The sequence below is a fragment of the Epilithonimonas hispanica genome, from assembly GCF_003385395.1.
Lineage (GTDB): Bacteria > Bacteroidota > Bacteroidia > Flavobacteriales > Weeksellaceae > Epilithonimonas > Epilithonimonas hispanica.
This window is the reverse complement of the sequence record NZ_QNUG01000002.1, coordinates 1-25,120: the sequence shown is the minus strand read 5'-3', so window position 1 is coordinate 25,120 and position 25,120 is coordinate 1. Positions and strand designations below refer to the sequence as shown.

Annotated in this window: 20 protein-coding genes and 5 tRNA genes; 24 read left to right on the top strand and 1 reads right to left on the bottom strand. The window is 35.7% G+C overall.

Annotated elements, in window-relative coordinates; all coding sequences use genetic code 11:
• Positions 1 to 41: 41 nt before the first annotated feature.
• Positions 42 to 743, bottom strand: a complete 702-nt coding sequence (locus DRF58_RS00830) for a CDP-alcohol phosphatidyltransferase family protein (RefSeq protein ID WP_116031745.1) — start codon at positions 741 to 743, stop codon at positions 42 to 44.
• 49 nt (positions 744 to 792) lie between these two features.
• On the opposite strand from DRF58_RS00830, the gene DRF58_RS00825 reads away from it, so the two are divergent.
• From DRF58_RS00825 to DRF58_RS00710, 24 genes are all read left to right on the top strand, one after another.
• Positions 793 to 2,712: an LTA synthase family protein gene (locus tag DRF58_RS00825; protein ID WP_116031743.1), complete on the top strand. Its 1,920-nt coding sequence runs from the start codon at positions 793 to 795 to the stop codon at positions 2,710 to 2,712.
• Positions 2,713 to 2,919: 207 nt separating this feature from the next.
• Positions 2,920 to 3,339 carry a DUF2147 domain-containing protein gene (locus DRF58_RS00820; protein ID WP_116031998.1) on the top strand — a complete coding sequence of 140 codons (420 nt, stop codon included), beginning with the start codon at positions 2,920 to 2,922 and terminating at the stop codon, positions 3,337 to 3,339.
• Positions 3,340 to 3,450: 111 nt separating this feature from the next.
• Positions 3,451 to 4,434, top strand: a complete 984-nt coding sequence (locus DRF58_RS00815) for a pyruvate dehydrogenase complex E1 component subunit beta (RefSeq protein ID WP_116031995.1) — start codon at positions 3,451 to 3,453, stop codon at positions 4,432 to 4,434.
• 443 nt (positions 4,435 to 4,877) lie between these two features.
• Positions 4,878 to 5,075, top strand: a complete 198-nt coding sequence (gene rpsU / locus DRF58_RS00810; protein WP_116031740.1) for a 30S ribosomal protein S21 — start codon at positions 4,878 to 4,880, stop codon at positions 5,073 to 5,075.
• Positions 5,076 to 5,153: 78 nt separating this feature from the next.
• Entirely contained in the window at positions 5,154 to 6,041 is an 888-nt protein-coding gene (locus DRF58_RS00805) for a tyrosine-type recombinase/integrase (protein ID WP_116031738.1), read from the top strand.
• A gap of 46 nt (positions 6,042 to 6,087) precedes the next feature.
• Complete coding sequence (gene hpf / locus DRF58_RS00800) at positions 6,088 to 6,378, top strand: ribosome hibernation-promoting factor, HPF/YfiA family (protein ID WP_074236639.1); 291 nt, start codon at positions 6,088 to 6,090, stop codon at positions 6,376 to 6,378.
• Positions 6,379 to 6,637: 259 nt separating this feature from the next.
• Positions 6,638 to 6,711 (top strand) — tRNA-Thr (locus tag DRF58_RS00795).
• Between the two features lie 14 nt (positions 6,712 to 6,725).
• A tRNA-Tyr gene (locus DRF58_RS00790) sits at positions 6,726 to 6,806 on the top strand.
• A gap of 78 nt (positions 6,807 to 6,884) precedes the next feature.
• Positions 6,885 to 6,957: transfer RNA gene (locus DRF58_RS00785), tRNA-Gly, on the top strand.
• 40 nt (positions 6,958 to 6,997) lie between these two features.
• Positions 6,998 to 7,069 (top strand) — tRNA-Thr (locus DRF58_RS00780).
• Between the two features lie 218 nt (positions 7,070 to 7,287).
• Positions 7,288 to 8,499 carry an elongation factor Tu gene (gene tuf, locus DRF58_RS00775; protein ID WP_116031735.1) on the top strand — a complete coding sequence of 404 codons (1,212 nt, stop codon included), beginning with the start codon at positions 7,288 to 7,290 and terminating at the stop codon, positions 8,497 to 8,499.
• A gap of 55 nt (positions 8,500 to 8,554) precedes the next feature.
• Positions 8,555 to 8,625 (top strand) — tRNA-Trp (locus DRF58_RS00770).
• A 13-nt stretch (positions 8,626 to 8,638) separates the two neighbouring features.
• The gene (gene secE / locus DRF58_RS00765) at positions 8,639 to 8,845 is read left to right on the top strand and encodes a preprotein translocase subunit SecE (protein ID WP_074236638.1); all 207 of its coding nucleotides are present in this window, start codon (positions 8,639 to 8,641) and stop codon (positions 8,843 to 8,845) included.
• 18 nt (positions 8,846 to 8,863) lie between these two features.
• On the top strand, positions 8,864 to 9,406 hold the full coding sequence (nusG, locus tag DRF58_RS00760; RefSeq protein WP_116031734.1) for a transcription termination/antitermination protein NusG: 543 nt from the start codon (positions 8,864 to 8,866) through the stop codon (positions 9,404 to 9,406).
• A 258-nt stretch (positions 9,407 to 9,664) separates the two neighbouring features.
• Positions 9,665 to 10,108: a 50S ribosomal protein L11 gene (gene rplK, locus DRF58_RS00755; protein WP_116031731.1), complete on the top strand. Its 444-nt coding sequence runs from the start codon at positions 9,665 to 9,667 to the stop codon at positions 10,106 to 10,108.
• Positions 10,109 to 10,119: 11 nt separating this feature from the next.
• Positions 10,120 to 10,812 (top strand): 50S ribosomal protein L1, encoded by a 693-nt coding sequence (rplA, locus tag DRF58_RS00750; protein ID WP_116031730.1) that lies wholly within the window; start codon positions 10,120 to 10,122, stop codon positions 10,810 to 10,812.
• 17 nt (positions 10,813 to 10,829) lie between these two features.
• Positions 10,830 to 11,426, top strand: coding sequence for a 50S ribosomal protein L10 (gene rplJ / locus DRF58_RS00745; RefSeq protein ID WP_116031727.1), 597 nt, complete (start codon positions 10,830 to 10,832; stop codon positions 11,424 to 11,426).
• 47 nt (positions 11,427 to 11,473) lie between these two features.
• Positions 11,474 to 11,842 carry a 50S ribosomal protein L7/L12 gene (rplL, locus tag DRF58_RS00740; RefSeq protein WP_116031725.1) on the top strand — a complete coding sequence of 123 codons (369 nt, stop codon included), beginning with the start codon at positions 11,474 to 11,476 and terminating at the stop codon, positions 11,840 to 11,842.
• A gap of 115 nt (positions 11,843 to 11,957) precedes the next feature.
• On the top strand, positions 11,958 to 12,608 hold the full coding sequence (locus DRF58_RS00735; protein WP_116031722.1) for a hypothetical protein: 651 nt from the start codon (positions 11,958 to 11,960) through the stop codon (positions 12,606 to 12,608).
• An 82-nt stretch (positions 12,609 to 12,690) separates the two neighbouring features.
• The gene (locus DRF58_RS00730) at positions 12,691 to 15,267 is read left to right on the top strand and encodes an L-type lectin-domain containing protein (protein ID WP_116031721.1); all 2,577 of its coding nucleotides are present in this window, start codon (positions 12,691 to 12,693) and stop codon (positions 15,265 to 15,267) included.
• A 5-nt stretch (positions 15,268 to 15,272) separates the two neighbouring features.
• Positions 15,273 to 15,833, top strand: coding sequence for a hypothetical protein (locus tag DRF58_RS00725; protein WP_116031718.1), 561 nt, complete (start codon positions 15,273 to 15,275; stop codon positions 15,831 to 15,833).
• A 370-nt stretch (positions 15,834 to 16,203) separates the two neighbouring features.
• Entirely contained in the window at positions 16,204 to 20,031 is a 3,828-nt protein-coding gene (rpoB, locus tag DRF58_RS00720; RefSeq protein ID WP_116031717.1) for a DNA-directed RNA polymerase subunit beta, read from the top strand.
• A 122-nt stretch (positions 20,032 to 20,153) separates the two neighbouring features.
• Entirely contained in the window at positions 20,154 to 24,419 is a 4,266-nt protein-coding gene (gene rpoC, locus DRF58_RS00715; RefSeq protein ID WP_116031714.1) for a DNA-directed RNA polymerase subunit beta', read from the top strand.
• Positions 24,420 to 24,506: 87 nt separating this feature from the next.
• A complete protein-coding gene (locus DRF58_RS00710) occupies positions 24,507 to 24,812 on the top strand; it encodes a DUF3467 domain-containing protein (protein WP_027384121.1) in 306 nt (101 codons plus the stop codon).
• Positions 24,813 to 25,120 lie beyond the last annotated feature (308 nt).

Genomic DNA, 25,120 nt, shown 5'->3' with positions numbered 1-25,120 from the left:
AGTGATTTTTACATTTATAATTAATCATTCATAATTTATAATTATTTAAGTTGTTTTTGGAATATTAATGAGATTAAAATGTAATATATAATCACTAATGGAATTCCAGTTGTTTTAAAAATTAATAAAATCAAAATTCCACCAATTAATAAAGCCAGTTTTGGATAATTATCTTTTAATTGTTTTGATTTGAATTTCATTGCAATCATTTTGATTGGACTTACCAAAAGAAAAGAACTGATAGCAACTAAAAAATATAAGTACAATTCTTGATTTTGGAATAAAAATGCAAAACTGTTATTCTCTTTAAAAGCATAATACAAACCAAAAATCAAAATCGTATTACTTGGCGTATTCAAACCTTTGAAGTAATATTTCTGGTCATCATCCAAATTAAAAATGGCTAATCTAAGGCAAGAGAAAAGCGTAATGAAAATTCCTGCGTAGATTCCAATATTGCTTTCTTTGGACATACTTTCGAGTAAAGCAATATAAATTGTAATTCCAGGCAAAAATCCAAAACTTACCATATCAGCCAAAGAATCTAGTTGTCCACCAAGGTTGCTGCTGGAACCCAATGCTCTTGCGATGAAGCCGTCAAAAAAATCAAGAATCAAAGAAATAATAATACAAATTGCTGTTGTTTGATAATCGCCTAAAAATAGATGAATGATACCAACACATCCGGAAAAAAGATTCCCTAAAGTAAAAGCATTGGCGAGGTTATTCTTGATGAAATTCATATCACAAAAATAGTAAAAACTAATACAAGGAAAGTTTTAATTTTGCAAAATGAAGAATTTAAGAGGGCGGGAATTGTTTGCCTTGATTTACAGACTTTTTCTGGTGTTTATCTTTTACCAGATTGCGAGATTGTTGTTTTGGCTATTCAATAAAGACCTTATAAAAGTTGACGGGATATCAGAATATTTTAATTTGTCTTATTACGGAACTGCGTTTGACACCACTGCAATCTTATATGTAAATGCAGTTTTTATTTTACTAAGTATCATTCCGTTGGTTATTAATTCAAGAAAAAGCTATCAGAAATTTCTTTTCTATTGGTATTTTATTACGAATGGAATTGCTTACTCTCTGAACTTTGGCGATATGATTTATTATCGATTCAGTCAGGCGAGATTAACGTCTGCGGCGATTGAAGTTGGGAAGCACGAAAATAATCTTGGAAGAATATTTTGGAATGCAATTCTACAGCATCCGTTTGTTATTGTTTGGTTTATTTTAGTTTTGCTTCTGTGGATTTTTCTTTATAAAAAAGTTAAAATTAATGATGAAAAACCTAAGAATCTGATTGTCTATTTTGTTTCATCTATTATAAGTTTATGCTTGATTGCAACTTTGGTTGTTGGCGGAATCCGAGGCGATTTCAAACATTCTACAAGACCGATTAATTTGGTGGATGCCAATAAACACGTGAGCAATCCACTGCAGGCAAATATTGTTTTGAATAGCGTTTTTTCATTTTTCAGGACGATTGGAACTAATAATTTTAAGCTCGTCCATTTTGTGGATGAGAAATTCATTAATCAAGAAATTAAACCTTATAAGTTATATCAGCGAGAAGTTGATTCAAAACCAAATGTTGTGATTTTCATTATGGAAAGTTTTGGAAAAGAATATTCTGGAGCATTTAACAAAGAAAATAATATTAAAGATTTTGTTTCTTACACACCGTTTTTGGATAGCTTGGCTGGTCAAAGTTTAATTTTCACCAATACTTTTGCCAACGGAAGGCAATCTATCCATGGAATGAGTTCAGTTTTGGCAGGAATCCCGAGTTTGACAGATGCTTTCACAAGTTCGCCTTATTCCAATCAGAAAATACAATCCATTGTTTCTGTTTGTAATGATTTGGGTTATGATACGAGTTTCTATCACGGAGCACCGAATGGTTCTATGGGATTTCAGGGATTTGGAAATATCTTAGGCTTCAAACATTATTTTGGAAAAACCGAATATAATAAAGATGAAGATTTTGACGGGATTTGGGCAATTTGGGATGAACCATTTTTTCAATATTACGCTAAGAATATAGGCAAGCAACAGCCATTTATGTCAACCTTATTTTCAGCGTCTTCTCACGATCCGTTTAAAATTCCTGAAAAATATAATGGAAAATTTAAAAAAGGAACATTGCAGATTCACGAACCTATTCAGTACACGGATTATTCTTTGAAAAAATTCTTTGAAACGGCGAGTAAACAACCTTGGTATCAGAATACAATTTTTGTAATTACAGCCGACCACACCAATCAAATCAATTATCCCGAATATCAAAAAGCGATGAACCGATTCGCGATTCCGCTTTTGTTTTTCTCTCCAAATCCTAAATATAATTTGAAAGGTGTTGATGACAGATTTGCTCAACAGATTGACATATATCCAACTTTAGCAGATTTGCTAGGATATAATAAAAAGATTAGAAGTTGGGGTAGAAGTTTGCTGTCTGATAAAAATGAAGATTATATGATTGTTAATTCTGATGCAATTAATGAGCAGATGATTATTGGGAATTACATTTATATCTTTAATGGAAAAGAAGTGACGGGAATTTACGACAAATCGGATTTAGCTTTATCCAAAAATATTTTGAATAAAAACCTTAATCCAGAACAAAAACTAGGAATCGAAAAAACAAAAGCCTGGTATCAGGATTATATGGATAGAGTCATCAATAGAAAACTAAGGTAAAATAAGTGTTTAAAACAGGAAAAATCTTGTAAGTGGTGTTATTTATGCTTTGGATAGCAAATAATTATTGTTTGTTTAAAATAAATTTATATTTTTAACAATGTTAATTTAACGTTAACAAGAAAAGCTTATCAAAAACAAAACAACTTAAAATAAAAGACAATGAAATCGAAGATTCACGAATACCAAAACAAAAATGTTTTTACAATGAGTAAAAAGTTATTATTATCACTTGCCTTTTCATTCATCGGGGTTTTATCATTCGCTCAAATCGAAGGAAAATGGAAAACCATTGACGACGAAACGGGAAAAGCAAAATCTATCGTTGAGATTTGGAAAAAATCAGACGGTAAATATTACGGTAAAATTTCGCAATTGTTGATAAAGCCGGAAAACGCAAACTGCGTAAAGTGTAAAGATGACAGAAAAAACAAACCTTTAGTTGGGCTGGAGATTATTCGTGGTCTTTCCAAAGATGGTAACGAGTTTTCTGGTGGAACTATTACCAATCCAAAAGATGGAAAATCTTATAAAACCGAGATTGTAAGAGAGGGAGATGTGTTGAAAGTGAAAGCGATTATTTTAGGAATTGCTGTTAAAACACAAACATGGCATCAAGTAAAATAATTAATTCTATGATATTATGCAGGCTTCCTTTTGGGAGCCTTTTTTTATTATCAGCATAACAAAAAAATTAATACTTTTGTAATTCAAAATTTAAAAGAAACATTTTTCAAAATGAAAGAACATACATTTCGTGAAGTAATTGCTCAAGCGATGAGCGAAGAAATGCGTAAAGACGAGTCTATTTTTCTTGTAGGAGAAGAAGTTGCAGAGTATAACGGAGCTTACAAAGCTTCTAAAGGGATGTTAGATGAATTTGGTGCAAAAAGAATCATCGATGCACCTATCGCAGAACTTGGTTTTACAGGTATTTCTGTTGGCGCTGCAATGAACGGGAATCGTCCGATTGTAGAATATATGACTTTCAACTTCTCGATGGTTGCTATCGATCAAATTATCAATAACGCTGCAAAGATTTATCAGATGAGTGGCGGACAATGGAATTGCCCAATTGTTTTCCGTGGTCCAACAGGTTCTGCAGGTCAGTTGGGAGCAACGCACTCTCAAGCTTTCGAAAGCTGGTATGCCAACTGTCCCGGTCTTAAAGTAATTGTTCCTTCCAATCCTTATGATGCAAAAGGACTTTTGAAGTCAGCCATCCAAGATAACGATCCAGTAATCTTTATGGAGTCTGAGCAGATGTATGGCGATAAGATGGAAATTCCTGAGGAAGAATATTATATCCCAATCGGAAAAGCAGATATCAAAAAAGAAGGAAAAGATGTAACATTAGTTTCTTTCGGTAAGATTATGAAAGTGGCCTTGCAGGCTGCAGAAGATTTAGAAAAAGAAGGTATTTCTGTAGAAGTTATCGATCTTAGAACAATCCGTCCTTTGGATTACGATACAATTCTTGAGTCTGTGAAGAAAACCAACAGATTGGTAATTTTGGAAGAATCTTGGCCATTCGCTTCTATTTCTACGGAGATTACTTATATGGTTCAACAAAAAGCATTTGACTATTTGGATGCGCCAATCAAGAGAATCACTACACCAGATGCTTCGGCACCATATTCAGCACCATTATTTGCGGAATGGTTCCCGAAAGTGGACAAGGTGAAAGAAGAAATCAAAAACGCTTTGTACATCAAAGCATAAGATATAACAGACTCCCGATTTATTCGGGAGTTTTTTTTGATTAAATGTTTTTTAGGAGCTTAATCCCGCTATCCACTATATCTTTTTTGTCATTGCGAACGAAGTGAGGTAATCTTTAGAAATTTCTCTCCGCAATGACAAAAAAGGATGCCGTTACTATCGGGGCTAGGGGACTTGTCATCCATTTAACATTCAACTAAAAAATACAAGTTTGTCATTCCGTAGGAATCTAAATCGCGGGGATTTTTACGGAATGATGATTATACCTTTGCTGAGCAAAAGCGCCTTAGCGAACCTTAAAAATATTTTCTATAATGTCAAAAAATCTTAGCGGGCTTTGCGTTAAAATATCACACCAATATAAATTTCTAAAATAAAAACCGTAAAAATTTGTAGATTAATAAATAATTTCTATTTTTGCACCTCAAAATGAGATGTAAATTATGTTAATAATACCAGTAAAAGACGGAGAGTCTATCGATAGAGCTTTAAAAAAGTACAAAAGAAAATTTGATAAAACTAGAGTTGTAAAACAACTTAGATCTAGACAACAATTTATTAAGCCTTCTGTAACTTTGAGACAAGCTAAACTTAAAGCAGCTCATAAACAAAGAAACTTGAGCAAAGAAGAACAAGCTTAAGGTTCTTTTTTTAGCAAAACATAATAAAAATCACTTCCGAATTTCTATATTTGGAAGTGATTTTGCATTTATAGACCTATGATAGAAAGATTCTTGGATTACATTGAGGTAGAAAAACGATATTCTCCACATACGTTGATCAACTACAAAAAAGATTTGTCAGATTTTTCAACCTTTGTTTTAAAAACTGAAGCTTCGGAAGATATTGTCCACGTACATAAAAAAGTAATTAAAAACTTTATTGTAGATTTGAGTAATTCCGGACTTAGTAAAAGAAGTATTAATAGGAAATTGTCATCACTGCGAAGTTTTTACGTCTTTATGCTTCGTGTGGGAGAAATTAAAGTTTCTCCTATGGAGACTATAGACTCACTTAAGTTCTACGCAGAAAAACGAATCCCGTTTTCTGTTGAAGAAATGGATCAAATGAAATCGGAGGTAGAAGAAGTGGGTAGTATGACATTGCTTGACAAGTTAATTATAGAAACTTTATATCAAACCGGGATTAGAAAAGCAGAGCTATGTGATCTTTTGTTGGAGAATGTTGATTTTTCCAAAAAAGAAATATTAGTAATTGGTAAAGGAAACAAAGCTAGAATAATTCCTATTGCAGATGAATTGCTATTAGATCTTCAATTGTATCTTAATGTTCGTAAGGCTAATTCAGAAAACCAGCGTTATTTTTTCGTTAATAAAAAAGGGAAAAAACTGGGCGAAAAGTTTGTGTATTTGGTCGTTAATAAGTACTTTAGTGTAGTTACTTCTAAAGAGAAAAAGAGTCCACATATTCTGAGGCATACTTTTGCTACCCACGTTTTGAATCAAGGTGCGGAAATATCCAAGGTTCAAAAAATATTAGGACACTCTAGTTTAGCCAGTACGCAAGTATATACAAGTGCGAATATAGAAAAGCTCAAGGAGGTTTATAAAAATGCACACCCGAGAGAAGCTAAAAAAATAATATGAAGTAAATATTTACATTTTTATTGTTTAACCATTTAAAACAGACGTTATGAAAATTACAATTCAGACTGTTGGGGTAACACCTCACGAACCATTAAAAGAAAGAATTGAGAAAAAATTAGCCAAGCTAGAAACTTTTTATGACAAAATTGTAGAAGCTGCGGTTTACCTTAAAGTAGAAAATACTTCAGAAAAAGAAAATAAAACTACTGAGCTTGTTGTGAAGATTCCGGGCAATGATATAGTAGTAAAGAAGACGTGTGCTAGTTTTGAGGAAAGTTTAGATGATGCTGTAGAAACAGCTAAGAAACTGCTAATCAAGAAAAAAGAATTAGCTTAGAAAAAAAATATGTTTTTTCTAAAAAAATACTTGTAGGTTTCAAAAAAGAGTATCATATTTGCACTCGCAAAACGGAAACAACCGCGATGCAGAAATATGATCTTTGTTTTGAAACCTTTTTGTTTAAGCGAATCATTTAGATTAAACAAAAAAATATTTTAAAAAATATTTGCAGGTTCGAAAAAAAAGTTTCATATTTGCACTCGCAAAACGGAAACAACCGCAAGCGGAAATAAAGAAGTTCTTTTTAAATCTAAATGCCTCCATAGCTCAGTTGGCCAGAGCACGTGATTTGTAATCTCGGGGTCGTGGGTTCGAATCCCTCTGGAGGCTCAAAAAAAAATACTGGGGAGATACCAGAGCGGTCAAATGGGGCTGACTGTAACTCAGCTGCTTCGGCTACGTAGGTTCGAATCCTGCTCTCCCCACATTTTTTTATTTGCAAATATCAAAATAATGTTTTATATTTGCACCCATAAAAACCAACCTTTTTTGGTAACAAAAATGCGAAAGTAGCTCAGTTGGTAGAGCGTCAGCCTTCCAAGCTGAATGTCGCGGGTTCGACCCCCGTCTTTCGCTCAAGAAATCACAAACCTTACGGGATGTGATTTTTTTTTACGCCGACTTAGCTCAGGGGTAGAGTGCTTCCTTGGTAAGGAAGAGGTCACGGGTTCAAATCCCGTAGTTGGCTCAGAAGATTCTTTTTAGAGTTTTTTTGGAATAGGTTTTATGTTTTTTCAATGTAAATTTGTATTCCGATTGAGGAGTGTACTTGATGGATTGTTTTAAGTTATTTTAAATTGAAATTCATATTATTATTTTTTATTCAAAATAATTTTTGATATTCAAAAATTCATTATATTTGCAGACCGAAAAAAAACAATATTAAATAAATTAAATATTAAAATCATGGCAAAGGAAACGTTTAATCGTTCAAAACCACACTTGAACATTGGTACTATTGGTCACGTTGACCATGGTAAAACTACTCTTACAGCTGCTATTTCTGCTGTATTAGCTAGCAAAGGTCTTGCTGAGAAAAAAGACTTCTCTGCAATTGACTCTGCTCCAGAAGAAAAAGAAAGAGGTATTACTATCAATACTGCTCACATCGAGTACGAAACTGAAAAAAGACACTACGCTCACGTTGATTGCCCAGGTCACGCGGATTATGTAAAGAACATGGTAACGGGTGCTGCTCAGATGGACGGTGCTATTGTTGTATGTGCTGCTACAGACGGACCAATGCCTCAAACTAGAGAGCATATCCTACTTTGCCGTCAGGTAAACGTACCTAGAATCGTTGTTTTCATGAACAAAGTTGACATGGTAGACGATCCAGAATTGTTAGAACTTGTTGAAATGGAATTGAGAGACTTGTTGTCTACTTATGATTTCGACGGTGATAACTCTCCAGTAATTCAAGGTTCTGCATTAGGAGCTCTTACTGCTGCTACTGCTGCTACTGTTGATACTAACGATAAATGGTTCAAGTCTGTTGAAGAATTAATGAATGCTGTTGATGAGTGGATCGAGCAACCACCAAGAGATACAGATAAGCCTTTCTTGATGCCAATCGAAGACGTATTCTCTATTACAGGTAGAGGTACTGTTGCAACTGGTAGAATCGAGGCTGGTGTTATCAACACTGGAGATCCAGTTGATATCGTTGGTATGGGTGATGAAAAATTGACTTCTACTATTACAGGAGTTGAGATGTTCAGAAAAATCCTTGATAGAGGTGAAGCTGGAGATAACGTAGGTCTATTGTTGAGAGGTATTGAAAAAACTGACATCAAGAGAGGTATGGTTATCGCTAAGAAAGATTCAGTTAAGCCACACAAAAAATTCAAAGCTTCTGTTTATATCCTTTCTAAAGAAGAAGGTGGACGTCACACTCCATTCCACAACAAATACCGTCCTCAATTCTACGTAAGAACTACAGACGTTACCGGTGAGATCTTCTTGCCAGAAGGTGTAGAAATGGTAATGCCGGGTGATAACTTGGAGATTACTGTAGAATTGCTACAACCAATCGCTCTTAACGTAGGTCTTAGATTTGCGATCAGAGAAGGAGGTAGAACAGTAGGTTCTGGTCAGGTAACTGAAATCTTAGACTAATCGTCTTACAATAAATAAAGCTTCCGCAAGGAACTCTTGCGGAGCTTTTTAATCTACGGGCATCGTCCAATGGTAGGATACCGGTCTCCAACACCGTTGATCAGGGTTCGAATCCTTGTGCCCGTGCAAAAATAAAATAATGAGCTCATTAGTTAATTTTTTAAAAGGTTCTTATACAGAATTTAAAGATAAAGTGGAGTGGCCAAAATGGCCAGACTTGCAGTCTTCTACGATTGTTGTAGCAGTGACTACTGTAATCCTTGCTTTATTTACATTTGGAGTAGATTCTTTGTTTAGTGTAACTATCAAGAATTTTATTGCGACGTTTATTAATCTATTTAACTAATTTAAAATTACTTTCCTTATGAGCGAATCGAAATGGTATGTGCTGAAAGCTATTAGCGGACAGGAAAATAAAGTTAAGAATTATATTGAGAACGAAATCCAACGTCTTGGAATGGATGCTTATGTTACTCAAGTTGTAATTCCTATGGAAAAAGTTATCCAGATTAGAAATGGGAAAAAAGTTCCAAAAGAAAAGCCTTATTATCCTGGATACCTTATGGTAGAAGCTGATTTAGTAGGGGAGGTTCCTCACGTAATTAAAAACATTCCAGGAGTTATTTCTTTTTTAAGTCTTACAAAAGGAGGTGAGCCTGTTCCGATGAGGAAATCTGAAGTTAACAGAATGCTTGGAAGAATGGATGAGCTTTCAGAATTTGCTACAGATGTTGAGATTCCTTTCGTTGTTGGAGAAAATGTAAAGGTAATCGATGGTCCTTTCAACGGTTTCAATGGAACTATTGAAAAGATTCTTGAAGACAAAAAGAAAATCGAAGTTTCTGTTCTTATCTTCGGAAGAAAAACACCAATGGAATTGAGCTTTATGCAAGTAGAAAAAGTTTAATACTTTTATAATATTATAAAATACCGTTCAGAAATGAGCGGTATTTTTATTTTAAAAGTAATCAGTTATTACTTCATTAATGATAATATTTAATTTTCATTATTTAATTTCTGAAATTTAGTAAGTTAGGTATTGCTATTTCAAAAATATTTTATAATTTTGCAAACCGAAATATAAGTTCACTTTTATGCGAAGTAACTTATGTTGAATAATAAATGCTTCCACATTCATTATTTATTAATTTAATCAAACATTAAAATGGCTAAAAAAGTCTTTAAAATGGTAAAACTTCAGGTGAAAGGTGGCGCTGCTAACCCTTCTCCACCAGTAGGTCCAGCTTTGGGTTCTGCGGGTGTGAACATCATGGAGTTTTGTAAACAATTCAACGGTAGAACGCAGGATAAGCCTGGTCAAGTTTTGCCAGTTGTTATCACGGTGTATGAAGACAAATCTTTTGAATTCATCATCAAAACACCTCCAGTTGCAATCCAATTATTGGAAGCTGCAAAACTGAAGAGTGGATCTGGAGAACCTAATAGAAACAAAGTAGGTGCTGTATCTTGGGCTCAAGTTCAGAAAATTGCTGAAGACAAAATGGGTGATCTTAACTGTTTCTCTGTTGAACCTGCAATTTCTATGGTAGCTGGTACTGCTAGATCTATGGGATTGAGAGTAACAGGAGCTAAACCAACTAACGCTTAAAACTTAAAGAAATGGCAAAATTGACAAAAAAGCAAAAAGAAGCTTTAAGTAAAGTAGAAAAAAACAAAATTTACAATCTTGACGAAGCATCTGCTTTGGTAAAAGAAGTAAATTTCGCAAAATTTGACGCGTCTGTAGATATCGCTGTTAGATTAGGTGTAGATCCAAGAAAAGCTAACCAAATGGTAAGAGGTGTTGTATCTCTTCCTCACGGTACTGGTAAAGATATCAAAGTTTTGGCTTTGGTAACTCCAGATAAAGAAGCTGAAGCTAAAGAAGCAGGTGCTGACTATGTAGGTCTTGATGAGTATTTGCAAAAAATCAAAGAAGGTTGGACAGATGTTGACGTTATCGTTACTATGCCAGCTGTAATGGGTAAATTAGGACCATTAGGTAGAGTTTTAGGACCAAGAGGTCTTATGCCAAACCCTAAATCTGGTACTGTAACGATGGAAATTGGTAAAGCTGTAGCTGAAGTAAAAGCTGGTAAAATCGATTTCAAAGTAGATAAATACGGTATTATCCACGCAGGTATTGGTAAAGTATCTTTCGATGCTGCTAAAATCAAAGAAAATGCTCAAGAATTGATCTCTACTTTGATTAAGTTGAAGCCAACTGCTGCTAAAGGTACTTATGTAAAGAGTATTTTCATCTCTTCTACAATGAGTCCTGGAATTGCAATTGATACTAAATCTGTTAACTAATTATAATCCTTAAGACAATGACAAAAGACCAAAAAGTTGTAGCGATACAAGAGATCAAAGACTTGCTTCAGGATGCAAAAGTAGTTTATGTAGCAGATCTACAAGGTTTGAACGCTGCTAGATCTTCTGACTTCAGAAGACAAGCTTTCAAACAAAATATCAAAGTAAAAGTAGTGAAGAATACATTGCTTCAAAAAGCAATGGAACAGATCGAAGGTGTAGATTACGCTGAGATGTTCGAAACTTTCAAAGGAAACTCTGCATTGATGATTGCTGAAACGGCTAACGCGCCAGCAAAATTGATCAAAGATTTCAGAAAGAAAGAAGAGAAACCAGCTCTTAAATCAGCTTTCGTTCAAGAAACTTTCTATGTTGGTGATGAGAACCTTGACGCATTAGTAAGCATCAAGTCTAGAGAAGAAATGATCGGTGAAATCATCGGATTACTTCAATCTCCAATCCAAAGAGTTGTTTCTGCTCTTCAAAACAAATCTGAAGCTGGAGAAGCTACAACTGAAGAAGTTGCTGCTCCTGCAGTAGAAGAAACTCCTGCGGAGGCTGCTCCAGAAGCTCCAGCTGCAGAAAGCACTGACGAAACGCCAGCTGCTGAATAATTACACTCAAAAAAATAGATAAATAATCAACAAAAAACATTACAACAATGTCAGATTTAAAAAATTTAGCTGAAACGCTAGTAAACTTAACAGTAAAAGACGTAAACGAATTAGCTGCTATCCTTAAGGATGAGTACGGAATTGAGCCAGCTGCTGCTGCAGTAGTAGTTGCTGCAGGTGGTGCAGGTGAAGCTGCTGAAGAAAAAACAGAATTCGACGTAATTCTTAAATCAGCTGGTGCTTCTAAATTAGCTGTTGTTAAATTGGTAAAAGATTTAACTGGTGCTGGTCTTAAAGAAGCTAAAGACATCGTAGATGGTGCTCCTGCTCCAATCAAGCAAGGTGTATCTAAAGACGAAGCTGAAGCGCTTAAAAAGCAACTTGAAGAAGCTGGTGCTGAAGTAGAATTGAAGTAATCATTTACTCAATAATATTATAAGCGGTAAGTCTAGGACTTACCGCTTTTTTTATGCTTATGTTAAGTTTAAATATATTTCGTTAATAAGTAATTATTTTTATTACCTTTGCAAAGTGAAAAAAAATTTATTTCCTTTCCCTGAGAAAATAAAGTTTTGTGCCATTATATTACCAAAATGCTGGCATTTATCTTTTTTATTAACTTTTTTTTCACTTTTTACACTTTCTGCTCAGAAAATTCATGTAGACTCTCTCACCACAGCAAATATCGCTGTCGTTGGAGATGCCTGTATCTATTCAAAAGACGAAGCGTTCAATGAGCAAATATCAAATAACAAAAACCTACAGCAATATTCCAAAGTTATTAGATTTAAAGATAATGAAATAAGAATTATTGCGAAAAATTCTGATGTACAGTCTTCTACAAAACAAAACTTTGAAAGGGCTAAGCCAGAGAAAAAGCTCCTAGTTTCCAAGAAGAAGACTATTGAAATATCGGATTTACCCGAGAAAGAAATTGCGCTGAAAATTTCTAATGGTCTTAACGGTACTCGGTTTCTTACAGGAAACGCTTTGGGAAATATTCCTTTCATTTCTCCCAGTAATGATTATTATAATGCAAAGCAATGTATAATTAACTACTGTAATGATTGTAGTTCATTGCTAGAGTTCTTATATCTAAGCAATTTTCTTTTATCGCATAATATTAATAGATTACAGAATAAAGTTGCTGATTTTTCTGTAAGACCACCGCCGCAGATTTAATTGATCATACGTTTTTTACTAGGTATTCTCTTTGGGAATAATTTTCCAAGGCGAATTATATATTTATTAATAATAATCTTTTATGAAAAAATTAAATCTATTTTTAATTATAGTGGCTTTTTTATTGGGTAATCACTTTCTTTTTTCTCAAGCTGTTGACAAACTTTATTTATCAACGGTGTCAACTGGTAGAGTTTATGATATAACATCATTATCAGGTGGAGCTTTGCCAACACCTATAACAATACCTAATTCAAGTGGAACACCTTCAAATATAAGCAACTTAGCTGTTGGTTATGATCAGCCTGGCGGGAATCCATCAACACTTGTTTTCATTAATTCTAATATTGCAGCAGGTTCTACATTGTATAAAAATGGAACTGCTATATCTGGAACTACTATTCCTGGTGTAGAAATTGGAGGGATAGCAACCAATAACGTTCCAGGTCCTTATTTTGGAAATGTTTATGGTTTCCGATCTGGTACCAAGACTCTTTACCGAATTTATCCATCCGGAACTGCTATACCTATTACCAGTACAGATACTGACTGGAATAATGGAACTACGTTTGGAACGGATACTTTCTTTGATTATCAAAATAATATTTATACATTTATTAATAATGGCTCAAATAGATATCTTTTTAAAATATCTATTGCTACAGGAGTTGCAGAAAAAGCAATCTCAGCTCCTATCTCAGGTAGTGCGAGTTTTGCAAATTTACCTACAGATTCGGGGATTCAGGGAATGGCATATTTACAAGGTTATGTATATATTGCCACTTCAGTTAATGGAGCTGGAACTATAGTTATTCGAAGAATTAACATGTTTGATGGTGTTTCAACAACTGTTGCTACATATACCGTTAGCTCTTTTTCCAATTTAGACTTAGCAAGCGTTCCATATTATGTTCCCTTTACTTTAACCTGTAACGGTATATCACAATCATCCACTACAATTCCTTTTGTAGAGGGAGTAGCAAGCAATGGTGTAAGATCTCTTAATATTCCAATTACTAATGTTTATGGACCTGGGACATATACTATCAATATAATAGGAGCTAATTTTAACAGCTCATATACTGCTAATATAACCTCTACAACCACTTCTATTTCTGTTCCTCTTGTATATGATGGAGGAGGGAGTTCGGGAACAAGAACAATAAGCGTTAACCTTAACGGAAGCACCACTGCTTGTAGTGTAAATGTTGTTGTAGAAAAAGATACTGATAAAGATACCATTCCGGATTATTTAGATCTTGACGATGATAATGATGGTATTTTAGATTGTATCGAAAACGGATTTGGCCCAAATTCTTCGGTAAGTACTATATTCAAACTTAATGGAAGTGCTTCTCAATTGGCTACGAATGAAATTAGATTAACCCCAGATGCTGGGAGTCAAGGTGGTAATGCTTGGAGTTATGGTAAAGTAGATTTTGCGAAAAGTTTCACAATTTCTTATAGTGCGTATTTTGGGACAAAAGATGCAGCTGGTGCAGATGGTATTGCAACTGTATTTCATAATTCTCCATCAGGAGTTAACGCTACAGGAGATCAAGGTATTGGTATTGGAGCGCGAGGAATTGCCAACGGTATTGTATTAGAAATCGATACCTTTAATAATGGTACTGGAGTTGGTGATATTGCGAATGATCATGGCCAGATTTGGGTGTCTAGTAATCAAAGTGGTGCAGGTTTGTTGACAACTGCTACAGATTTAGGCAATGTTGAAGACGGATTATATCATAATATTGTTGTAAACTGGAATTTTGCTACTAAGACATTATCCTACACTTTAGATGGCATTAATGCGGGTACATATACATTCCCAGCAGGAACCCCAATTACAAGTTATTTTGGTGGTGTAAGCAAAGTTTATTTTGGATATACAGCGTCTACAGGAGCTTTTAGTAATGATCAAAGAATAAGATTTAATAGTTTATGTTCAGATTTGCCACTTGAACTGGATTCAGATAATGACGGAACGCCTAATCATTTGGATGTAGATTCAGACAATGATGGTTGTGCAGATGCGTTGGAGGGATCAGAATTTGTGAGAAGAACTCACATCCATTCATTATCTCTACCTACAACAGATGCGAATTATCCTTACCGTGGTCAAATTAAAGTGACTTATAATGGCACAACAACGGGTACTCCGGCTCAAATCATTAGTACATCTACGGGGGCTAACGGAGTTCCTCAATTGGTGAATGTTGCAGGAAGTAACTTGAATACAACTACAAACCCATCCAACTTAGCAGGTATTTCTGATAATACAGATGGAACGGCTGATATTGGTCAAAATTTTGGAAGTTCTCAAGATAGTCTTGTAAGAGATCCAGATTGTGATCGTTGTTTCCGACCTGCTACTACTACAGGAACAACATTGCCTACTAATCACGGTATTACTGCTCTTGCTAGAGCGGGAAGTAATACTGGTGAATGGCCAGTTAGAGTGAACGGAGCATATACAGTGTTAGATGCGAAAACAAAAGGTTTCGTTATCAACAGAGTTCCAACTTCTGCATTGACCTCTATTATTGGAGTAACAGGAATGATGGTGTATGACACAACTGTCAATTGTCTTAAGATTTATGACGGGACATCTTGGAACTGTTATACTAAACAAACTTGTAATGATTCAAATCCATAATTAAGATGAAAACATATATAACATCTCTAATAATTTTAGTTTCTAACCTTAGTTTTGCTCAAGTTACTATTGGTAAAGCGAGTCCATATACAGCGGCTAACGCAACAGTGTCCTTAGAATTTGGAAATGCAGCTGGAGGCGTGAGAGGAGTTGTATTGCCTTGGGTGACTTCTGCAGCAGGTGTAACTTCTGCAGTTCCAGGAACTATAATTTTTGATAGTACTGATCAGAAAGTTAAATTCGGAACTGCTGCTACAGCTAATGCAACTGCTGTCACTACCTGGGGAGATTTATCAGCTGGGGCCTATGCGCCAACAACACCCAACGTTCCAGATACAAATACTGAGAATGCAACTGCAAAAACTTTGATTGGTGGAACGCCGGCTACAGATACAACTTCTGGGATTTTGGTCTTAGGGGATACAAATAAAGCGATGATCTTACCGAGAGTTAATTCTCACACAGATATCGTCAATCCAGCAGCTGGAATGATGGTCTATGTGACCGGAACACAGCAATTGGCTTTGTACAACGGTAGAGAATGGACTTTCTGGACTAAGCCTTAAGATTTTAAATCTAAATATTTCTAAACCACTTCTTTGTGAAGTGGTTTTTTTGTATATGTCAATTATTTTATATAAATTTGCAAATCTTTTGGCGCTAATAATTTCATATATTGTAATCAATTTATAACTCTTTCATTTTATGGAAGGGAATTTCTTGTTTATATATACTTTATTTCGTCATTAGATATAAAAATATTTTGCATTACGTCGTGAAAAGATATACCGGTGTTGCAGTTAGAGAAGATTGATAATTAGGGATTTAAGGTTTATTCTGATAGCGCCAAAAATCAAAAAGCCTGAATCTTTATTTTAAATCTAGTCTGATATTTTTTAAAACAAAATATTTTTTAACCCTTTTTCTTATAATTTTATGAGTAAAACACAGGCCGCTCCTAAAGTTCAAGGAACTCCGAGAATTAACTTTTCTTCTGCAAAAGGTAAAATCGAAACTCCTGACTTTTTGGACATCCAAATCCAGTCTTTCAAGGAGTTTTTCCAGCTAGACACACTTCCTGAAGAGCGACAAAAAGAATCGCTTTACAAAACATTTCAGGAAAATTTTCCAATTACAGATTCCAGAAACCAATTCGTTTTGGAATTCTTAGATTATCTGGTAGATTCTCCTCGTTACTCTATCGATGAGTGCGTTGAGAGAGGTTTAACGTACAACGTTCCTCTAAAAGCTAGACTTAAATTATACTGTACAGATCCGGAACATGAAGATTTCCAAACTGTTGTACAAGATGTATATTTAGGTCCAGTTCCTTATATGACACCTTCTGGTTCATTCATTATTAATGGTGCGGAACGTGTTATTGTAACTCAGTTACACAGATCTCCGGGTGTGTTCTTCGGACAGACTTACCACGCTAACGGAACTAAACTTTATTATTCAAGAATTATCCCTTTCAAAGGATCTTGGATGGAGTTTACTACGGATATCAACAACGTAATGTATGCGTATATTGACCGTAAGAAAAAATTACCTTTAACTACATTATTAAGAGCAATCGGTTATGAGTCTGATAAAGAAATTCTTCAGATCTTCGACCTTGCAGAGGAAGTGAAAGTTTCCAAAGCTGCCCTTAAAAAAGTAGAAGGAAGAACTTTGGCTGCGAGAGTATTGAACACTTGGTTCGAAGATTTCGTAGACGAGGATACAGGTGAGGTAGTTTCTATCGAAAGAAACGAAATCATCTTGGATAGAGAAACGATTCTTGAAAAAGAACACCTTGATGTTATTGTAGAATCTGGCGTTAAGTCAATCTTGATTCATAAAGAAAATAGCAACGAGTTCTCTATCATCCAAAATACTTTACAAAAAGATCCAACCAACTCAGAAAAAGAAGCGGTTGAATATATCTACCGTCAGTTAAGAAATGCTGATGCACCGGATGAGGAAACTGCAAGAGGAATTATTGAAAAATTATTCTTCTCAGAGCAGAGATATTCGTTAGGTGAAGTTGGTCGTTATAGATTGAACAAAAAATTAGGTCTTAATATTTCTCAAGAAAACCAAGTGTTGACGAGAGAAGATATCATCTCTATCGTAAAACACTTGATTGAGTTGGTAAATTCTAAGGCTGAAGTTGATGATATCGATCACTTGTCAAACAGAAGAATCAAGACTGTAGGTGAGCAATTGTCTGGACAGTTTGGTGTAGGTCTTTCTAGAATTGCTAGAACTATCAAAGAAAGAATGAACGTTAGAGATAACGAAATCTTTACACCAGTTGATTTGGTTAATGCTAAGACATTGACATCTGTTATTAATTCATTCTTTGGTACCAACCAGCTTTCTCAGTTTATGGATCAAACCAACCCACTATCAGAAATCACGCATAAGCGTAGACTTTCTGCACTAGGGCCTGGTGGTTTATCTAGAGAAAGAGCAGGTTTCGAGGTTCGTGACGTTCACCATACTCACTATGGTCGTATCTGTCCAATCGAAACTCCAGAGGGACCAAACATTGGTTTGATCTCTTCACTTGGGATGTTTGCAAAAATCAACCGTCTTGGATTTATAGAAACGCCTTATAGAAAAGTTGAAGAAGGTAAAGTTGATTTAGAGTCAGCTCCTACTTATCTTAATGCAGAGGATGAGGAAGATAAAGTAATTGCTCAGGCAAACGTTGAGATGAACGATGATGGAAGCATCAGTACAGATAGAGTTATTGCTCGTCTAGATGGAGATTATCCTGTAGTTGAGCCTCAACAAGTAGACTTGATTGATGTGGCGCCAAACCAAATTTCTGGTATTTCAGCTTCATTGATTCCGTTCTTGGAGCATGATGATGCGAACCGTGCATTGATGGGATCTAACATGATGCGTCAGGCTGTTCCATTATTGAAACCTCAAGCACCAGTTGTAGGTACAGGTTTGGAAAAACAAGTAGCTAGAGACTCAAGAGTTTTGATCAACGCAGAAGGTTCTGGAGTTGTAGAATATGTGGATGCTGAGAAAATTGTTATTAAGTACGAAAGAAGCGAGGAAGACGACTTAGTTAACTTCGATTCTGCTACTAAAACTTATAAACTAACTAAGTTCAGAAAAACCAACCAGAGTACAACTATTACATTGAGACCAAACGTAAGAGTAGGTGATGTAGTAGAAAAAGGTCAGGTTCTTTGCGACGGTTATGCAACTGAAAACGGAGAGTTAGCATTGGGTAGAAACCTTGTGGTAGCCTTCATGCCTTGGAAAGGTTACAACTTTGAGGATGCTATCGTGATTAATGAAAAAGTAGTTCGTGAGGACTGGTTTACATCAATCCACGTTGACGAATATTCTCTTGAAGTTCGTGATACCAAATTAGGTATGGAAGAATTGACAGCTGATATCCCTAACGTTTCTGAAGAAGCTACCAAAGATCTTGATGAGAATGGTATGATACGTATCGGAGCAGAAGTGAAGCCTGGTGATATCCTTATTGGGAAAATTACACCAAAAGGGGAGTCTGATCCAACGCCAGAAGAAAAACTTCTTAGAGCAATCTTCGGAGATAAAGCTGGTGATGTAAAAGATGCTTCGTTGAAAGCAGATTCTTCATTAAGAGGAGTTGTAATCAACAAAAAATTGTTCTCTAGAAATATCAAGGACAAAAAGAAAAGAAGCGAAGAGAAAATCAAGTTAGAAGAAATCGAAAATACTTACAAAGCTAAGTTCGATACTCTTAGAAATACTTTGATTGAAAAATTGAATACTCTAGTTTCTGGTAAAACGTCTCAAGGTGTACAAAATGATCTTGAAGAAGAAGTAATCAGTAAAGGAACTAAATTCACATTGAGATTACTTCAAAACGTTGAAGATTATAACAACATTAGTGGTGCAGATTGGACAGTTGATTCTGATAAAAATGAATGGATCAAACAATTGATTCACAATTATAAAATCAAATACAACGATCTTTCTGGTGTTAAAAACCGTGAGAAATTTGCATTGTCTATCGGAGACGAGTTACCAGCAGGTATCATCAAACTAGCTAAAGTTTACATCGCTAAGAAACGTAAACTGAATGTTGGTGATAAAATGGCGGGTCGTCACGGTAACAAAGGTATCGTTTCAAGAATCGTACGTGAAGAAGACATGCCATTCTTAGAAGACGGAACACCAGTAGATATCGTATTGAATCCACTTGGGGTACCTTCTCGTATGAACATTGGTCAGATCTACGAAACTGTTCTTGGTTGGGCTGGAACTAAGCTAGGACTTAAGTTTGCAACACCAATCTTTGATGGAGCAGAACTAGATGAGATTACCGAATATACAGATAAAGCAGGTCTTCCTAAATTCGGTCACACACACCTTTACGATGGTGGTACAGGAGAGAGATTTACTCAAGCAGCTACAGTTGGTGTGATTTACATGTTGAAACTAGGACACATGGTAGATGATAAGATGCACGCACGTTCTATCGGACCATACTCATTGATTACGCAACAGCCGTTAGGAGGTAAAGCACAATTTGGAGGTCAGAGATTTGGAGAGATGGAGGTTTGGGCTCTTGAAGCATTTGGAGCATCTAACATCCTTAGAGAAATCTTGACTGTTAAGTCAGATGACGTGATTGGTAGAGCAAAAACTTATGAAGCGATTGCGAAAGGAGAAGCAATGCCAGAACCTGGTATTCCAGAATCTTTCAATGTATTACTTCACGAGTTGCAAGGTCTTGGACTTGATGTAAGACTTGAGGAATAAATTCCATTTGAAATTATTTATTTGAAATTTGAAATTCTGTACGCAGGTTTCAAACAAAAATTAGAAAAAAGTAGGGATTTATAATCTCAAATTTCAAATGTCAAATCTCAAATTTAAAAAAAATGTCAAATAAAAATAAAACTAGTCGATTTAATAAAATCACTATTGGTTTAGCTTCACCAGAATCTATTCTTCAAGAATCGAGAGGAGAAGTTCTAAAACCAGAAACGATCAACTATCGTACTCACAAGCCAGAAAGAGATGGTTTGTTCTGCGAGAAAATCTTTGGTCCTGTAAAGGATTATGAGTGTGCTTGTGGAAAATACAAACGTATCCGTTACAAAGGGATTGTTTGCGACCGTTGTGGTGTAGAAGTTACCGAGAAAAAAGTACGTAGAGAAAGAATCGGACACATTGGTTTGGTTGTTCCTGTTGCGCACATCTGGTACTTCCGTTCTTTACCGAACAAAATTGGTTATCTATTAGGTATCCCGTCCAAGAAATTGGATATGATTATCTATTACGAGAGATATGTTGTGATTCAACAAGGTATTGCTAAGAAAGCAGATGGTTCTGATTTCGAGGATAAAGAATTCCTTACAGAAGAAGAATATCTTGATGTATTGGAAACTCTTCCTATCGAGAACCAATATCTTGATGACTCTGATCCTAACAAATTCGTTGCGAAAATGGGAGCGGAAGCTGTTGAAGAATTGTTGAAGAGAATCGATCTTGATTCTTTATCATTCGATCTTCGTCACAAAGCTCACAACGAGTCTTCAAAACAAAGAAGAACAGAAGCACTTAAGAGATTGAACGTTGTAGAAGCACTTAGAGCTGCTAATACAAGAATGATTAACCGTCCAGAGTGGATGATTATGAGAGTTCTTCCTATTATACCACCAGAACTAAGACCATTGGTTCCATTGGATGGAGGACGTTTCGCAACTTCTGATCTTAATGACCTTTACAGAAGAGTTATCATCAGAAACAACCGTTTGAAGAGATTATTGGAGATCAAAGCTCCAGAAGTAATCTTGAGAAACGAGAAACGTATGCTTCAGGAATCAGTAGATTCACTATTCGATAATACAAGAAAATCTTCTGCGGTTAAGTCGGAGTCAAACAGACCATTGAAATCACTTTCTGATTCATTGAAAGGTAAGCAAGGTCGTTTCCGTCAAAACTTATTAGGAAAAAGGGTAGATTACTCTGCACGTTCGGTAATTGTCGTTGGACCTAGTCTTCAACTTCACGAGTGTGGTATTCCTAAAGATATGGCTGCTGAACTTTACAAACCGTTTATCATCAGAAAATTGATTGAGAGAGGTATTGTAAAAACTGTAAAATCAGCTAAAAGAATCATCGATAGAAAAGAGCCTGTAGTTTATGATATCTTAGAAAACGTGATGAAAGGTCACCCTGTTCTTCTGAACAGAGCACCTACGCTTCACAGATTGGGGATCCAAGCATTCCAACCTAAGATGATCGAAGGTAAAGCAATCCAACTTCACCCATTGGTAACAACGGCTTTCAACGCCGATTTTGATGGGGATCAGATGGCGGTACACTTACCTCTAGGTCCAGAAGCTATTTTGGAAGCTCAATTATTGATGTTAGGTTCTCAAAATATCCTTAACCCTGCAAATGGTTCTCCTATTACAGTACCATCTCAGGATATGGTTTTGGGTCTATATTTTATGACCAAACAACTAGATTCTACGGATACAATGAAAGTAAAAGGCGAAGGTCTTGCTTTCTATTCTCCGGAAGAAGTAGAAATTGCTTATGCAGAGGGGCAAGTTTCTCTTAATGCAAAAGTAAGATGTCGTCTTCCAATCAAAGAAAATGGCGTAATCACAACCAAGTTATTCCCTACAACAGTTGGTAGAATTTTATTTAACCAAATTGTACCTAAAGAATCAGGTTATATTGATGAATTGTTGACTAAGAAATCTCTTAGAAATGTAATTGGTCAAGTATTGGCAGATACAGATTTCCCAACTACGGTTAAGTTCTTGGATGATATGAAGAATCTTGGTTATGCTAATGCATTCAAAGGAGGTCTTTCTTTCTCATTAGGTGATATTGTAATCCCGGTTGAGAAGAAACAAATGATCGCAACTTCTATCGAAACTGTAGACGAAATCAAGGCTAACTATAACATGGGTCTTATTACAGATACAGAGCGTTATAATCAGGTGATCGACGTTTGGACAAATACCAACGCCAGCCTTACCGAAATGATTATGAGCAGAATGAAGACGGATCAAGGTGGATTCAACTCTGTATATATGATGCTTGATTCTGGTGCGAGGGGTTCTAAGGAGCAGATCCGTCAGTTATCAGGGATGAGAGGTTTGATGGCAAAACCACAAAAAGCTGGTTCTGTTGGTGCTGAGATTATCGAAAACCCAATTCTTGCAAACTTTAAAGAAGGTTTGTCAATTTTGGAATACTTTATCTCTACCCACGGTGCTCGTAAAGGTCTTGCGGATACCGCTCTTAAAACTGCCGATGCTGGTTACTTGACTAGAAGATTGGTAGACGTTGCACAAGATGTTATCATTACAGAACAAGATTGTGGAACTCTTAGAGGTACAGAGATTACTGCACTTAAGAAAAATGATGATATTGTAGAAAAAATTGCTGAGAGAATTCTTGGTAGAGTTTCTCTTCATAATATCTATCACCCAGAAACTGATGAGTTGATTGCGAACGCAGACGAGTTAATCGTAGAAGCGGTTGCTAAGCAAATCGAGGAAGCGGGAATCGAAGCTGTTGAAGTTCGTTCTCCATTGACTTGTGAAGCTCAAAAAGGTATCTGTGCGAAGTGTTACGGACGTAACCTTGCAACAGGTAAAGGTATCCACATGGGAGAAGCTGTTGGTGTAATCGCAGCACAGTCTATTGGTGAGCCGGGAACTCAGTTAACATTGAGAACTTTCCACCAAGGGGGTACTGCAGGTAACATCTCAGAAAATCCTAGTATCGTTGCAAAACGTGATGGTATTGTAGAGATGGACGAAGTTAGAACTATTAAATCTGAAGGCGAAGACGGAAAAGAAACAGATATCGTGGTTTCTCGTTCAACCGAATTTAGATTGGTAGCAGATAACGAAGCTAGAACGCCAATCATGATTGCAAACGTTCCTTACGGTTCCGAGCTATTTGTGAAACCAGGTGATAAAGTGAAAAAAGGTGACCTTGTTGCTAAATGGGATCCGTATAACGCGGTTATCATTGCAGAAACTTCTGGTAAAGTAGAGTATGAGGATATTATCCAAGGTATCTCTTTTGTATTGGAAATTGATGAACAAACAGGTTTCGAAGAGAAAGTAATCTCCGAATCTAGAAATAAAAAAGCGGTACCAACGCTTAAAGTTGTAGATGCAAAAGGTGTAGAGCAAAAAGCGTACAACTTACCTGTTGGAGCCCACCTTATGGTAAATGATGGTGAAAAGATTAAGTCTGGTAAAGTCCTTATCAAAATCCCAAGAAAATCTGCAAAAGCAGGGGATATCACCGGAGGTCTTCCAAGAGTTACCGAATTATTCGAAGCTAGAAATCCTTCCAACCCAGCGGTTGTTACAGAGATTGATGGTGTAGTTTCTTACGGTAAAATCAAGAGAGGTAACCGTGAGTTGATCGTTGAGGCTAAAACAGGAGAAATCAAAAAATATTTGGTTAAATTATCAAACCAAATCTTGGTTCAGGAAAATGACTTCGTGTACGCAGGTGGTCCACTTTCCGACGGTTCTATCACGCCAGACGATATCTTAAGAATCAAAGGTCCAACTGCGGTTCAAGAATATCTAGTAAATGAAATTCAAGAGGTTTACCGTCTTCAAGGGGTGAAAATCGATGACAAACACTTCGAGATTATTGTTCGTCAGATGATGACAAAAGTATCGATTGTGGATGGAGGAGATACACAATTCCTAGAAGGTGCTTTGGAGCACAAATACGATTTCTTACAAGAAAACAACAGAGTATTTGGTCTTAAAGTAGTTGTGGAAGCTGGAGATTCTAAAGTATTCCAACCAGGACAGATGATTACAGCTAGAGAACTTAGAGATGAGAACTCGAAACTGAAGAGAGAAGATCTTGCTTTGGTACAAGTAAGAGAAGCACTTCCTGCAACAGCAACTTCTGTACTACAAGGTATTACAAGAGCGGCATTACAGACTAAGTCATTTATGTCTGCAGCATCGTTCCAGGAAACTACCAAAGTATTGAACGAAGCAGCTGTTTCTGGAAAAATCGACTTCTTGACAGGTCTTAAAGAAAATGTAATTGTAGGACATAGAATCCCTGCAGGTACTGGTCTTAAAGATTACCAAAATGTAATCGTAGGTTCTAGAAAAGAATTTGAAGACATCAACTAAAATTAATTAAAATGAAATTTGAGGTTTGGAATTATTTTTTATATTTTCACAACCTCAAATTTTAAATAAAAAAATAACAAAACCAAAATGGACAACAATCAAAACCAAGATCCAAACAACATCAACATCGAACTTAATGAAGTTGTAGCAGCGGGAGTTTATGTGAACTTAGCTTTAGTAAACCATTCACCTTCAGAATTCGTATTGGATTTCATCCAATTGATGCCAGGTGTACAACAAGCGAAAGTAAGATCTAGAGTTATCGTAGCACCTCTTCACGCAAAGAGAGTTTTAGCTGCACTTCAGCAAAATGTTGCTAACTACGAGCAACAGTTTGGTGAAATCAAAGAAGTTGAGCCTTTCGTATTAGGAGGAAACAACGTTCAAGCTTAAGATTTTTCTTAAAATAAATGATCCCGATTCAACTAAATGAATCGGGATTTTTTGTTTAATAAGTACTTTGAATAATTTTAGAATACAGTTTAAATCATAGATTTTAAGTCATTAATCTTTACTCTATTTTCTTTTATTTACTTAAGTATTTAGTCGTTCCTTAACAAAACCCACTATTTAATTTATTTTTAAAAACAGGATTAGAAAAAAGCATAATTTGTATCTTATAAAATAAGAAAATAATTTTCTGTTTCAGTAGTTCCATCATTTTCTTCATGTTCCAAGCGGTTGCAGCTAGTAATGCATTG